The sequence below is a fragment of the Pseudonocardia sp. ICBG601 genome (assembly GCF_020496245.1).
Window position 1 is genome coordinate 259,041 of record NZ_JAHLJA010000002.1, and the last position, 14,330, is coordinate 273,370.

A 14,330-nucleotide genomic window follows, 5' to 3' on the forward strand; every position below is an offset into this window, starting at 1 on the left:
CATGAGGGCACACCCCGCAGGCCCGATGCACGCGGGCCTCACCCCCGCGCCCGAGTCGGCCGGGCCCCGCCCGGAGAGCGCCGCGGCGCTCGACGAGCTGGCGCCCGCGGTCTGGCCGCGGCACGCCGCCCGCGGCGAGGACGGCGCGCTGCGCCTGGCCGGGGCCGACGTCCGCGACCTCGCCGCGACCCACGGCACCCCGCTGTTCGTGCTCGACGAGGACGACTTCCGCGGCCGCTGCAGCGAGTTCGCCGCCGCGTTCGGGGCCGAGGCCGTGCACTACGCGGCGAAGGCGTTCCTGTGCACCGAGATCGCCCGCTGGGTCGCGCAGGAGGGCCTTTCGCTGGACGTGTGCTCCGGCGGCGAGCTGGCCGTGGCGCTGCGCGCGGAGTTCCCGCCCGAGCGGATCGCGCTGCACGGCAACAACAAGTCCCTCGCCGAGCTGGAGGCCGCGGTCGAGGCGGGGGTCGGCGGGATCGTCGTCGACTCCTTCGACGAGATCGCCCGGCTCGCCGACGTCGCCGCCGCGCGGGACACCGTCGCGCCGGTGCTGATCCGGCTCACCGTCGGCGTCGAGGCGCACACCCACGAGTACATCGCCACCGCGCACGAGGACCAGAAGTTCGGGTTCTCCATCGCCGGGTCCGACACGAAGGACTCCGCGGCGCTGGAGGCGGCGCGCCGCGTGCTCGCCGCGAGCCACCTGAGCCTGGTCGGGCTGCACAGCCACATCGGCTCGCAGATCTTCGAGACCGAGGGCTTCGAGGCGGCCGCCCGCCGCGTGGTCAAGGTGCTCGCCGACCTGCACGCCGAGCACGGCGGCGAGAACCTGACCGCGCTGCGCACCCTGGACCTCGGCGGCGGCATCGGCATCGCCTACCGGCCGGGGGACACCCCGCTGTCGATGCCGGCGCTGGCCGAGGAGCTGCGCGCGATCGTCAAGCGCGAGTGCGCGGCCTCCGGGCTGGACGTGCCGGCGATCGCCGTCGAGCCGGGCCGGGCCATCGCCGGGCCGGGCACCGTCACCGTCTACGAGGTCGGCACCGTCAAGGACGTCCCGCTCGGCGGGTACTCCCGGCGCTACGTCAGCGTCGACGGCGGGATGAGCGACAACATCCGCACCTCCCTCTACGACGCCGAGTACGACGTACGGCTGGTGTCGCGCGCCAGCGGGCACGACTCGGTCCCCGGCGGGGACGTCCCCGTGCTGTCCCGGGTGGTCGGCAAGCACTGCGAGTCGGGTGACATCGTGGTGCGCGACTGCTGGCTGCCGGCCGATCTCGCGCCGGGCGACCTGCTGGCCGTCGCGGCGACGGGGGCCTACTGCTACGCCATGGCGTCGGGGTACAACCGGCTGCCGCGCCCCGCTGTCGTCGCGGTCCGTGACGGGGTCGACCGGACCCTGTTGCGACGCGAGACACTGGAGGACCAGTTCCGTTTCGAGGTGTGAGCGCACCCGGGTGAGAACCGCCACCCGGACCTGTCTGCACCCGTCCGACCAGGAATGATCGGCGCGCGCCCGAGGGGTGCGCGCACGCGAGGAGGACACGTGGCGAGCGAGACCGGCGCCGTCCGGGTGGCACTGCTGGGCTGCGGCACCGTCGGCACCGAGGTGGTCCGGCTCATCACCGAGCAGGCCGACGAGCTGGCCGCGCGGGTGGGAGCCCGCATCGAGCTGGCCGGGGTCGCTGTGCGGCGACCGCACCGGCACCCCTGGCTGACCGAGAACTTCCCGGACCTGGTGACCACCGATGCCGGCGAGCTCGTGACCCGCGACGACGTCGACGTCGTCGTCGAGGTCATCGGCGGGATCGAGCCGGTCCGCGGCTGGCTGCTGGAGGCGCTCAAATCCGGCCGCTCGGTCGTGACGGCGAACAAGGCGCTGCTCGCCGAGGACGGCCCGACGCTGGCCGAGGCCGCCGACGCTTCCGGCGCCGACCTCTACTACGAGGCCGCCGTCGCCGGGGCCATCCCGCTGCTGCGCCCGCTGCGCGAGTCCCTCGCCGGGGACCGCATCACCCGGGTCGCCGGCATCGTCAACGGCACCTCGAACTTCATCCTCTCGGCCATGTCGTCGGGCGGGACCTCTTACGCCGACGCGCTGGAGGAGGCGACCCGGCTGGGCTACGCCGAGGCCGACCCGAGTGCCGACGTCGACGGCTACGACGCCGCCTCGAAGGCCGCGATCCTGGCCTCGCTGGCGTTCCACACCCGCTTCACCGCCTCCGACGTGCACCGCGAGGGCATGCGCGAGGTCAGCTCGGCCGACGTCGCCGCCGCCCGCAGGCTCGGCTGCACGATCAAGCTGCTCGCCATCTGCGAGCGCGTGGTGGCCGCGGACGGGACCGAGTCGGTCTCGGCGCGCGTCTACCCGGCGATGGTCCCCGACTCGCACCCGCTGGCGGGCGTCGACGGCGCGTTCAACGCGGTGTTCGTCGAGGCCGAGGCCGCCGGCCAGCTGATGTTCTACGGCCAGGGCGCCGGCGGCGCGCCGACCGCCTCCGCGGTGCTCGGCGACCTCGTCGCGGTGGCCCGCAACCGGGTCGGCGGCGGCCGCGGGCCGCGCGAGTCGGCCTACGCCAGCCTGCCGGTGCGCCCGATCGGCGAGGTGCCGACGCGCTACCACGTCGACCTCGAGGTGGCCGACCGCGAGGGCGTGCTCGCCGCCATCGCGAGCGAGTTCGCCCGGCACGGCGTCTCGATCGCCGCGGTCCGCCAGACCGGCGGCGTGAACGGCTCGGTGGACCGGGCCGACGGCTCGGACCGCAGCCAGGCCCGGCTGACGGTCGTCACGCACTCGGCGCCGGAGGCCGCGCTGTCGGCCACGGTGTCGGCGCTGCTGGACCTCGACCACGTGCTCGGCGTCGCCGGGGTGCTGCGGGTCGAGGGACTGGGCCGCGCGGTGAGCGCACTGGGTATGGGCGAATGACCACAGGTGGGGGATCAGGGAGTGGACCGGTCGTGACGGGCAGCGTGCGAGGAGTCCGGGGGCCGGCGTCCGGTCCCTTCGGTCCGGTGACCCAGGTCGCCGGTGCGGTCGCGCCGCCGCCGCCCGGCCAGTGGCCGGGTGTCATCGAGGCCTACCGCGACCGGATGCCGGTGCAGCCGGACTGGACCGTGGTGACGCTGGGGGAGGGCGGTACGCCGCTGCTCCCGGCCCCGCGGCTGTCCGAGCTGACCGGCTGCCAGGTCTACCTCAAGGTCGACGGCGCCAACCCGACCGGCTCGTTCAAGGACCGCGGCATGACGATGGCGGTCACCGCCGCGCTCGCCGACGGCAAGTCCAGCGTGCTGTGCGCGTCCACCGGCAACACCTCCGCGTCGGCGGCCGCCTACGCCACCCGTGCCGGGATGACCTGCGCGGTGCTCGTGCCGACCGGGAAGATCGCGCTGGGCAAGCTCGCCCAGGCCGTCGCGCACGGCGCCCGGATCCTGCAGATCGACGGCAACTTCGACGACTGCCTGGAGCTGGCCCGCAAGACCACCGCCGACTACCCGGCGATCGCGCTGGTCAACTCGGTGAACCCGACGCGGATCGCCGGGCAGGCCTCGGCCGCCTACGAGATCTGCGACCAGCTGGGCCGCGCCCCGGACGTGCACTGCCTGCCGGTCGGCAACGCCGGCAACATCACCGCCTACTGGCACGGCTACCGCGGCTACCACGCGGACGGCATCATCGACGCGCTGCCGCGGATGTTCGGGTTCCAGGCCGCCGGCGCCGCACCGCTGGTGCACGGCGCACCGGTGAGCGACCCCGAGACGATCGCGACCGCCATCCGGATCGGCGCCCCCGCCTCGTGGAAGGGCGCGACCACCGCCCGCGACGAGTCGAACGGGAAGTTCGCCGCCGTCACCGACGACGAGATCCTCGCCGCCTACCGGATGCTGTCCGCGCAGGAGGGCGTGTTCGTCGAGCCCGCGTCGGCCTCCAGCGTCGCCGGACTGCTGCAGAGCCACGCCGACGGGTCGCTGCCGACCGGCTCGCTCGTGGTGTGCACGGTGACCGGACACGGCCTCAAGGACCCCGACACCGCCCTGCTCACCGCGCCGGACCCGGAGATCGTGCCGATCGACCCCGGTGCCGTCGCCGCGGCGCTCGAGCTGGCCTGATGGGCCGCCCGACGCGCGTACTGGTGCGGGTGCCGGGGTCGACGGCCAACCTCGGCCCCGGCTTCGACACCCTCGGCATGGCCCTCGCGCTCTACGACGAGATCGAGGTCGAGACCTTCGAGACGCCGGGGCTGTTCGTCGACGTCGCGGGCCAGGGCTGCCGGCACGTCCCCCGCGACGAGCGGCACCTGGTCCTGCGGGCGATGCGCCTGGCCTTCGAGACGTTCGGCGGGGCACCCGCGGGGCTGCGGCTGCGCTGCCTCAACGCGGTGCCGCACTCGCGCGGTCTCGGCAGCTCCGCGGGGGCGGCCGTCGCCGGGGTGACGGCCGCGGCCGTGCTGGCCGGGCGGGACCCGGAGCTGGAGCGCGACGCGCTGCTGCAGCTCTCGGCCGGGATGGAGGGCCACGCCGACAACGCCGCGGCCAGCCTGCTCGGCGGGTTCGTGGTCGCCTGGGAGACGGCGGGCGCGGCCCGGCGCTTCCACGCCGAGAAGCTGGACGTGCACCCCGACGTGCACCCGGTCGCCTGCGTGCCCGACCTCGAGTCCGCGACCAAGACCACCCGCGGGCTGCTGCCCGAGCAGGTCCCGCTGGCCGACGCCGCGTTCACCGGCAGCCGTTGCGCGCTGGCGGTGCTGGCGATGACCCGACGGCCGGACCTGCTCATGGCGGCCACCGAGGACCGGCTGCACCAGCCCTACCGGCGGCCGGCGTACCCGTCGTCGCTGCGGCTGGTCGAGGCGCTGCGCGAGCACGGCGTACCCGCCGCGATCTCCGGCGCCGGGCCGACGGTGCTGGCCCTGACCGGCGACGGCGCGCTGCCCGACGGCGTCGACACCGACGGTTTCGCGGTGCAGCGGCTGCCGGTCGACACCACCGGTGTGCAGGTCGAGGTCCGCTGAGCACCGGTGCCCGCCGGGAACGTGAGGTACGCGACCCCGTGTGTCGGCGCGTCGCCCGAGGGGGGTTGTTGCCGCCCCGGGGTGTACGGACTAGTCTCGCCCGTGCATGGCGATCCACGCGACATCGGCGTAGTCTTGCGGCCGGGCCCGCTCGCCCGATCTCCTTTCTGAACTGGACTCGGAATCCCGAACGGGCGGCCTGACTCCCGCGACGTCGTCGTGGGACTCCATCTGTGAATGCTGCCGATACGGGGTCTCCGTATCGGCCGAGCGTGTGACATCCCCTGACCTGGACAGGTAACCGGGTCGGTCAGGAAGGAACTCTGTGAGCGAGACCGATCTCGCCGGTACCGGGACCGCGTCGGCCGAGGCGGCGCCCCGCCGACGCGGCGGCCTGTCCGGCATGGTGCTGGCCGAGCTGCGCCAGCTGGCCACCGAGCTGAACGTCCCGGACATCTCCGGCATGCGAAAGGGCGACCTGATCGCGGCCATCAAGGAGCGTCAGGGCGGAGCGGCGGCGGCCCCCGCGAAGAAGCCGAAGGCGAAGGCGGACCCCGCTGCCACCACCGGCTCCGACGGTGCGGACGCGCCGCAGCTCGCCCTCGGCGACACCGCCGCGGCCCCCGCCGGCAACGGCTCCGCCGCGCCGGCCGCCCCCCAGGCACCCGCCGAGCAGGCCGGTGACCAGGGCGGACAGGCCGCCGAGCAGGCCGAGGCCCCCGCGCCGCGCACCCGTCGTCGCCGTGCTGCGACCCGTCCGGCCGGCGCCCCCGACGCCACCGTGACCGACGCCGCCACCGGCGACACCGGCACCTCCGCCGGCAACGGTGCGGCCCCGGCCGCCGCCGAGAGCGCCCCGGCCGCCGCGCCCGAGCAGGCCGCCCCCGCCGCGAGCGCGCCGGAGCAGGCCGACAGCACCCCGGCCCCGGCCGAGGAGCGTCGTGAGGACGCCGACGGCGCCGGTCGTCGTGGCCGGACCCGCCGCCGCGGGCAGGGCGACGACAACGGCCAGAAGGACACCGCCCCCCAGGGCGCCCCGAAGGACACCGCCACGGACGCGGGCCAGCGGGACGCGGGCCAGAAGGACGCCCGTCGCGACGCCGACGGCGACGACCCCGGCACCGACGGCGACCGCCGTCGCGGCCGTGGGGCCGACCGCAACGCCGAGCGCGGTGCCGACCGCAACGGTGGCGACCGCACCGGTGAGGGTCGCGACGACAACGGTCGCGGCAACGGAGACAACGGCCGTGGCGGGCGCAACCGCGACGGCGACGACTCCGGCCGCGGCAACCGCGGGAACCGCAACAACGACCGGACCGGCGACCGCGGTGACAACCGTGGTGAGCGCAACGGTGACCGGAACAACGACCGCAACGGCGACCGGAACAACGACCGCAACGCCGACCGCGTCAACGACCGGAACAACGACCGCGGTGCCGACCGGAACGACTTCCGCGACGACGACGGCGACGACGGTGACGGCCGCGGCCGCCGCGGCCGCCGGTTCCGCGACCGCCGTCGCGGCCGGGACCGCGAGCGCACCGGTGGCGGCGCCGCCGGCGGTGGCGTGGACACCGAGATCCGCGACGACGACGTCCTGCTGCCGGTCGCCGGCATCGTGGACATCCTCGACAACTACGCGTTCGTCCGGACCACCGGCTACCTGTCCGGCCCCACCGACGTCTACGTGTCGATGTCGATGGTCCGCAAGAACGGCCTGCGGCGCGGCGACGCCATCACCGGCGCCGTCCGCCAGCCCCGCGAGGGCGAGCAGCAGCGGCAGAAGTTCAACCCGCTGGTGCGCGTCGACTCGATCAACGGGCGGGACCCGGAGGCCGCGCGCAACCGGCCCGAGTTCACCAAGCTGACCCCGCTCTACCCCAACGAGCGGCTCCGCCTGGAGACCGACCCGTCGCAGCTGACCACCCGTGTGATCGACCTGATCATGCCGGTCGGCAAGGGGCAGCGTGCGCTGATCGTCTCCCCGCCCAAGGCGGGCAAGACGACGATCATGCAGAACATCGCGAACGCGATCACCACGAACAACCCCGAGTGCCACCTGATGGTCGTCCTCGTCGACGAGCGGCCCGAGGAGGTCACCGACATGCAGCGGTCGGTGAAGGGCGAGGTCATCGCCTCGACCTTCGACCGCCCGCCGGCGGACCACACCGCCGTCGCCGAGCTGTCCATCGAGCGGGCCAAGCGCCTGGTCGAGATGGGGCACGACGTCGTCGTCCTGCTGGACAACATCACCCGCCTCGGCCGCGCCTACAACCTGGCCGCGCCCGCGTCGGGCCGGATCCTGTCCGGTGGTGTCGACTCCACGGCGCTGTACCCGCCGAAGCGCTTCCTCGGCGCCGCGCGCAACATCGAGGACGGTGGCTCGCTCACCATCTTCGCGACCGCGCTGGTCGAGACCGGGTCCACGATGGACACGGTGATCTTCGAGGAGTTCAAGGGCACCGGCAACGCCGAGCTCAAGCTGGACCGGAAGATCGCCGACAAGCGGATCTTCCCGGCCATCGACGTCGGCGACTCGAGCACCCGCAAGGAGGAGCTCCTGATGTCGCCCGACGAGCACGCGGTGATGGTGAAGCTCCGCCGCGTCCTCGCCGCGCTCGACGACCAGCAGGCGCTCGACCTGGTGCTCAGCCGGCTCAAGAAGACCAAGACCAACATCGAGTTCCTGATGCAGGTCGCCAAGAACACCCCCGGCAAGGACGAGGACTAGTCCGAGCCGTGCCGTCCGGGCCCCGGTGGGAATTCCGCCGGGGCCCGGATGGTTGAATGGACCGTCAGCTTCCCGGCACCGGTTCACCCTGGTCGTACCAGGGACCCGGCGGCCAACGATGAGGAGAGAGCCATGCGCGAGGGAATCCACCCTCAGTACGTCGACACCCAGGTCACCTGCGGTTGCGGCAACCAGTTCACCACCCGCAGCACCAAGAACAGCGGCGCCATCAGCGTCGAGGTCTGCTCCGCCTGCCACCCGTTCTACACCGGCAAGCAGAAGATCCTGGACTCCGGTGGCCGCGTGGCCCGCTTCGAGGCCCGCTACGGGAAGCGCGAGCGCGCCGCCAAGTAGCTCCCGACACGGCGCCCGTCGCCTCGCCGCACGCGAGGAGGCGGGCGCCGTTTCGCGTTCCCGCCCCAGCGCCTCGAAGGAATCCGGATGAGCACGCAGTCGGTCGACGCCCTGCTCGACGAGCACGCCGAGCTGGAGCAGCGCCTCGCCGACCCCGACGTCCTCTCCGACCAGGCGCAGGCCCGCAAGCTGGGCCGTCGCTACGCCGAGCTCGGCCCGGTCGTGCGCTGCGCCCGTGAGCTCGCCCAGGTCCGCGAGGACCGCGACGCCGCCCGTGAGCTCGCCGCCGAGGACCGCGCCTTCGCCGCCGAGGCGGACGCCCTGGACACCCGCATCGTCGAGCTCGAGACCGAGCTGACCGAGCTGCTGCGCCCGCGCGACCCGCACGACGGCGACGACGTCCTGATGGAGGTCAAGTCCGGCGAGGGGGGCGAGGAGTCCGCGCTGTTCGCCGGCGACCTCGTGCGCATGTACAGCCGCTACGCCGAGAGCCGCGGCTGGAAGGTCGAGGTCCTCGGCGCCACCCCGTCCGACCTGGGCGGGTACAAGGACATCACGCTGTCGCTGCGCAGCAAGGACCCGGTGGACGGGGTGTGGGCCGCGCTGAAGTTCGAGGGCGGCGTGCACCGCGTGCAGCGCGTCCCGGTGACCGAGTCGCAGGGCCGCATCCACACCTCCGCGGCCGGCGTCCTGGTCTTCCCCGACGCCGACGACACCCCCGACGTCGAGATCCACGACGCCGACATCCGGGTCGACGTCTACCGGGCCTCGGGCCACGGCGGGCAGAGCGTCAACACCACCGACTCCGCCGTGCGGATCACGCACCTGCCGACCGGCATCGTCGTGACCTGCCAGAACGAGCGCTCCCAGCTGCAGAACAAGGCCCGCGCGATGGACGTGCTGCGGGTCCGGCTGCAGGCGAAGGCCGAGGCCGAGGCGGCCGAGGCGGCGTCGGAGCAGCGCCGCTCGCAGGTCCGCACCGTGGACCGCTCCGAGCGGATCCGTACCTACAACTACCCGGAGAACCGGATCTCCGACCACCGCGTCGGGTTCAAGGCCTACAACCTGTCCGCGGTGCTCGACGGCCACCTCGTCGACGTCCTCGCCGCCCTGACCGCGGCCGAGCGCGCCGAGGCCATGGCGGGGGAGCAGGAGCAGGAGTGATCCCCCGCTCAGGTGATGCACCGGTCACGTGGGGTGTCCCCGAGCCCCGCAGCCGCGACACTGGAGGCGTGACCGAGACGACGACCCCGGCGGTCGGCAGCCGGCTGCCGCTCCGGGTGGCGATCGCGGAGGCCGAGCGCACCCTGGCGGCCGCCGGCGTCGCGTCCCCGCGCGTCGACGCCGAGCTGCTCGCTGCGCACGTGCTCGGCTCCTCGCGGTCCACGCTGCTGATGACCCCGCTGGTGGACCCGCCGGTCGTCGAACGGCTGCAGGCCCTCGTGGCCCGCCGTGCCACCCGGGAACCGTTGCAGCACATCCTCGGCACCGCGGTGCTCGGCCCGGTCGAGGTCGCCGTCGGACCGGGGGTGTTCACCCCGCGCCCGGAGACCGAGCTGCTGCTGGAGTGGGGCCTCGCCGCGATCCGCGACGTGTCCCGCCCCCGGGTGCTCGACCTCTGCACCGGCTCCGGCGCGCTCGCGCTGGCCTTCGCGGTGTCCCGGCCCGACGCCGAGGTGCACGCCCTCGAGGCCGACCCGTCGGCGCTGTCCTGGACCCGGCGCAACCTCGACGCGCACGTGGCCGCGGGCGGGCGCCCGGTGACCCTGCACGTCGCCGACGTCCGGTGGACCGACCTGCTCATCGAGCTGGAGGGCGCGGTCGACCTGGTCGTCTGCAACCCGCCCTACGTCCCGGACGGGACGCCGGTGCCGCCCGAGGTGGAGCGCTGGGACCCGCCCGGCGCCGTGTTCGGCGGCCCCGACGGCACCCAGATCATCCAGGCCGTCGTGCGCGGGGCCAGCGGATGGCTGCGGCACGGCGGACACCTCGCGATCGAGCACGACGACACCCACGGCGAGACGGTCCCGGCGCTGCTGCGCCGCCGTCGCACGCTGGGTGAGGTCACCGAGCACGACGACCTCACCGGCCGCCCGCGCTTCGTCACCGCCCGCCGCGTCCCCTGCCCCTGACGCCCGTCCCACCCGGCGGGGAGCGGTCGTCCGGACGCCCCGCCGGTGCCGCGGATGTGAGCCGCCCCGCACCCCCGCGCGGCGCGGTCGTATCCTCGCGGATCGTGAGTGCACCGCAGACCCAGCCGCTGTTCGACTGCAGCGTCCCCGCCGAGCGCACACGCGGCCTGACCGCCGCCGCGCGCGCCGTCCGGGCGGGGGAGCTGGTCGTCCTGCCCACCGACACCGTCTACGGCATCGGCTGCGACGCGTTCAACGGCACCGCCGTGCGCGCGCTGCTGGCCGCCAAGCGGCGCGGCCCGGACATGCCGGTCGGCGTGCTCGTCGGCTCCTGGACCACCATCGACGGCCTCGTCTCCACGGTCCCGCAGTCCGCCCGGGCGCTGATCGAGGCGTTCTGGCCGGGCGAGGTGTCGCTGGTGCTGGAGCACGCGCCGTCGCTGGCCTGGGACCTGGGCAGCACCCGCGGGACGGTGATGCTGCGCATGCCGCTGCACCCGGTCGCGCTGGAGCTGCTGCGCGAGGTCGGGCCGATGGCGGTGTCGAGCGCGAACACCTCGGGCAACCCGCCGGCGTCGAACGTGACCGAGGCGATCACCCAGCTGGCCTCGAGCGTGCAGGTCTACCTCGACGGCGGCCCGTCCGGTGACCCGGTCGCGTCCACGATCGTCGACCTCACCGGCGCCCGGCCGCGCATGCTGCGCGAGGGCGGGGTGACCGCCGAACAGGTCGAGGAGGTCGTCGGCCAGGAGATCGACCGGGTCTGAGCGGGCCACCCGCGGGTGTGATCACGCCTGCACGGCCCCGTCCTGCGGGGATGGCAGCGGGTAGCGTGTCCCGGCGTGAGCGAGCAGACCTTCTGGGGACCGGACTTCCACGCACTGCAGCAGCAGGATCCCGAGATCGCGGGCGTCGTGCTGGACGAGCTCGAGCGCCTGCGCGGCGGACTGCAGCTCATCGCGAGTGAGAACCTGACCAGCCCCGCGGTGCTGGCCGCGCTCGGGTCGACGCTGTCGAACAAGTACGCCGAGGGCTACCCCGGCCGCCGCTACTACGGCGGCTGCGGCGTCGTCGACGTCGCCGAGAACATCGGCAACGCGCGGACCAAGGAGCTCTTCGGCGCCGAGCACGTCAACCTCCAGCCGCACTCCGGTGCGAGCGCGAACCTCGCCGCCTACGCGGCGTTCGCCAAGCCCGGCGACACCGTGCTGGCCATGGACCTCAAGCAGGGCGGCCACCTCACGCACGGCAGCAAGGTCAACTTCTCCGGCCTGTGGTTCGACGCGGTGTCCTACACCGTCCGCGAGGACACCGAGGTCATCGACTACGACCAGGTCCGCGACCTGGCCAAGCAGCACCAGCCGAAGATCATCATCGCCGGTGCGACCGCGTACCCGCGCCTGATCGACTTCGCGGTGTTCCGCGAGATCGCCGACGAGGTCGGCGCCAAGCTCATGGTCGACGCCGCGCACTTCATCGGCCTGGTCGCCGGCAAGGCGATCCCGTCGCCGGTGCCCTACGCCGACGTCGTCACCGCCACCACGCACAAGGTCCTGCGCGGCCCGCGCGGCGGCATGGTGCTGTGCCGCGAGGAGCACGCGAAGGCCATCGACAAGGCCGTCTTCCCGTTCTCCCAGGGTGGCCCGCTGATGCACGCGGTCGCCGCGAAGGCCGTCGCGATGAAGGAGGCGGCGCAGCCGGAGTACCAGGCCTACGCCCGCCAGGTCATCGCGAACGCCCAGGCGCTGACCAAGAGCCTGGAGTCCGAGGGCATGCGCGCCGTCTCCGGCGGCACCGACAACCACCTCGCGCTGCTGGACCTGCGTCCGATCGGCGTCACCGGCTCGGAGGCGGAGACCCGCTGCGACCGCGCCGGCATCACGCTGAACAAGAACGCGATCCCCTACGACCCGGCGCCGCCGATGAAGCCGTCCGGCATCCGGGTCGGCTCGCCCAGCGTCACCACGCAGGGGATGACCGAGGCCGACATGGCCGAGGTCGGCGCCCTGCTGGCCCGCGCGGTCAAGGCCGAGCACGACACCACGGCCGGCGACGCCGAGCTCGCCGACGTCGCGAAGGCGGTCACCGCGCTCGTCTCGAAGGCACCGGCCTACCCTCGGGGGTGACCTGAGACCCACGGCGGAGGCGGAGAGGCGCTCGCGACGTGCCCACTGACCAGTTCACGTACGGACTCCCCATCCGGGAGCTCCTGCTCGTCGGGCTGGTCGCCGCCGTCGTCACGCTGCTGCTGACCGGGCCGGTCCGGATGCTGGCGCTGAAGGTCGGCGCGGTCGCCTGGCCGCGGGGACGGGACGTGCACGTCACCCCGACCCCGCGGTGGGGCGGCCTGGCGATGTTCGGCGGGGTGCTGGCCGGGCTGCTGCTGTCGCTGCAGCTCCCGGCCCTGCGGCTGGCCTACTTCGAGCAGAGCACCGAGGTCGTCGGGGTCGTCGTCGCGACCGGGTTGCTGGTCGGCGTCGGGATGCTCGACGACCGCTACGACCTCGACGCCCTCACCAAGTTCGCCGCGCAGGTCACCGCGGCCGGGCTGCTGGTCCTCTACGGGGTCCAGTGGCTCCAGATCTGGATCCCGATCGGCGGCGACTCGTTCCTCAGCGGGTCGGTGCTGGCGCTCGGGCAGAGCCAGTCGGTGCTGCTGACGGTGCTGGTCACCGTCGTCCTGGTCAACGCGATGAACTTCGTCGACGGGCTCGACGGGCTCGCGGCGGGGATCGGGCTGATCACGACGCTCGCGACCGCGGTATTCTGCATCGGGCTGATCAGCGAGAACGGCAATGATCCGGCCACGTTCGTCCCCGCGCTGCTCGCGGTGGTGCTCGCGGGATCCTGTCTGGGGTTCCTGCCGCACAACTTCCACCCCGCGCGGATCTTCATGGGCGACACCGGCTCGATGATGGTCGGGGTGATGCTGGCCGCCGCGATCACGAGCGCGTCCGGCCGCGTCCCACAGTCGGACACCCCTTCGCCCGGGGATCTGCTGGCGCTGGTCTCCCCGGTGGTCGTGCTGGTCGGCATCGTGTTCATCCCGTCGCTGGACCTGCTCATGGCGGTCGTGCGCCGGACCCGGGCCGGGACCAGCCCGTTCAGCCCGGACAAGATGCACCTGCACCACCGCCTGCTCCAGGTCGGGCACAGCCACCGGCGCGCGGTGCTGCTGGTCTACCTGTGGGTCGCGGTGATCGCCTTCGGTGCGGTCGCGCTCGCCCTGGTCCCGCGCACCGGCCTGGTGCTCGCCGCGACCGGGATCGCGCTGGTCGTGGCGTTCGTGGCCTCGGCCGTGCCGCACCGGTCGCGGATGCGCACCGCCTCCGCGGCACCGGCCGCCGCGGGGGAGACGGCGATCGCCTCGACCGACGACCTCCCGGACGCCGGGCCCGAGCGCGGGACGCCCCCCGCCCGGCCGTCCGCCGGCGGTCCGGTCGTGGACGGTCCCGGACCGCCGGGCCACGCCGCGGCGGCGCCCGCGCCGGGCAGGGTCGTACCGGGCGGGGACACCTCCGGTCGGGATCCGTCACGGCGGGACACACCGGGCCGGGACGCATCCGGTGGGCCTGCGCCGTGGACGCGGGGCGCGCACCGGCCGAACGGCGGGCGTGGCCCGTCGCGGACCGGGACGCGCCGCGCGCCCGCCGGCACCGGGGGACCGGTGGTCGCCGGTGCTGCGGGACCTGCGCCCGCCGGACCCGGACCCGCCCGGCTCGCGGGCACCCCGACCGGGGAGCCGGAGCACCTCGGCCCGACGACGCCCGCCGATGCCGGGCCGGCCACACCGCCGCCCCCGTCCCGGCCCGTCGCCGCCCGTCCGCGGATGCCACGCGGCACGGCCGCCGGACCGCCGACGCCGGACCCGACCGGCCCCGGGCCGACCCCACCCCGCCCGCAGCCCCCGCGCGGCACCGGTCACCGCGCCCACCCCGCCGCGACGCCGGGGTCGGGGCCGGACCAGCCGACCGTCCCCACCCCCGCGCACCACCCCGCCCGCGACCGCGACGTCTGACCTGCGCCGGTCCTCGCCCTGGGGAGAGGTGTCCGCGCTCACGGATCGGGCCCCGCCCGGCCCCGTCCGGCCCCGTACGCCGC

The 14,330-nt window shown here is 74.4% G+C and carries 11 protein-coding genes; all 11 read left to right on the forward strand.

Going from position 1 to position 14,330, the window contains the following annotated elements; translation table 11 throughout:
• The first annotated feature begins 1 nt into the window (after window position 1).
• A complete protein-coding gene (gene lysA / locus KPL57_RS01300) occupies window positions 2–1,450 on the forward strand; it encodes a diaminopimelate decarboxylase (protein ID WP_226350064.1) in 1,449 nt (482 codons plus the stop codon).
• 99 nt (window positions 1,451–1,549) lie between these two features.
• Complete coding sequence (locus KPL57_RS01305; RefSeq protein ID WP_226350065.1) at window positions 1,550–2,929, forward strand: homoserine dehydrogenase; 1,380 nt, start codon at window positions 1,550–1,552, stop codon at window positions 2,927–2,929.
• A 164-nt stretch (window positions 2,930–3,093) separates the two neighbouring features.
• A complete protein-coding gene (gene thrC, locus KPL57_RS01310) occupies window positions 3,094–4,110 on the forward strand; it encodes a threonine synthase (protein ID WP_255656744.1) in 1,017 nt (338 codons plus the stop codon).
• Entirely contained in the window at window positions 4,110–5,012 is a 903-nt protein-coding gene (gene thrB, locus KPL57_RS01315) for a homoserine kinase (protein WP_226350067.1), read from the forward strand. The genes thrC and thrB overlap by 1 nt, the downstream gene beginning before the upstream one ends.
• Window positions 5,013–5,337: 325 nt before the next feature.
• Window positions 5,338–7,743 (forward strand): transcription termination factor Rho, encoded by a 2,406-nt coding sequence (rho, locus tag KPL57_RS01320; protein WP_374203649.1) that lies wholly within the window; start codon window positions 5,338–5,340, stop codon window positions 7,741–7,743.
• Window positions 7,744–7,875: 132 nt separating this feature from the next.
• Window positions 7,876–8,097: a 50S ribosomal protein L31 gene (gene rpmE, locus KPL57_RS01325; RefSeq protein WP_062397374.1), complete on the forward strand. Its 222-nt coding sequence runs from the start codon at window positions 7,876–7,878 to the stop codon at window positions 8,095–8,097.
• Between the two features lie 87 nt (window positions 8,098–8,184).
• On the forward strand, window positions 8,185–9,261 hold the full coding sequence (gene prfA, locus KPL57_RS01330) for a peptide chain release factor 1 (RefSeq protein WP_226350068.1): 1,077 nt from the start codon (window positions 8,185–8,187) through the stop codon (window positions 9,259–9,261).
• Between the two features lie 68 nt (window positions 9,262–9,329).
• A complete protein-coding gene (prmC, locus tag KPL57_RS01335; RefSeq protein WP_226350069.1) occupies window positions 9,330–10,229 on the forward strand; it encodes a peptide chain release factor N(5)-glutamine methyltransferase in 900 nt (299 codons plus the stop codon).
• Between the two features lie 104 nt (window positions 10,230–10,333).
• The gene (locus KPL57_RS01340) at window positions 10,334–10,996 is read left to right on the forward strand and encodes an L-threonylcarbamoyladenylate synthase (protein WP_226350070.1); all 663 of its coding nucleotides are present in this window, start codon (window positions 10,334–10,336) and stop codon (window positions 10,994–10,996) included.
• Between the two features lie 75 nt (window positions 10,997–11,071).
• Complete coding sequence (gene glyA / locus KPL57_RS01345) at window positions 11,072–12,355, forward strand: serine hydroxymethyltransferase (protein WP_226350071.1); 1,284 nt, start codon at window positions 11,072–11,074, stop codon at window positions 12,353–12,355.
• A gap of 38 nt (window positions 12,356–12,393) precedes the next feature.
• A complete protein-coding gene (locus KPL57_RS69230) occupies window positions 12,394–14,247 on the forward strand; it encodes an MraY family glycosyltransferase (RefSeq protein WP_308252763.1) in 1,854 nt (617 codons plus the stop codon).
• Window positions 14,248–14,330: the final 83 nt, after the last annotated feature.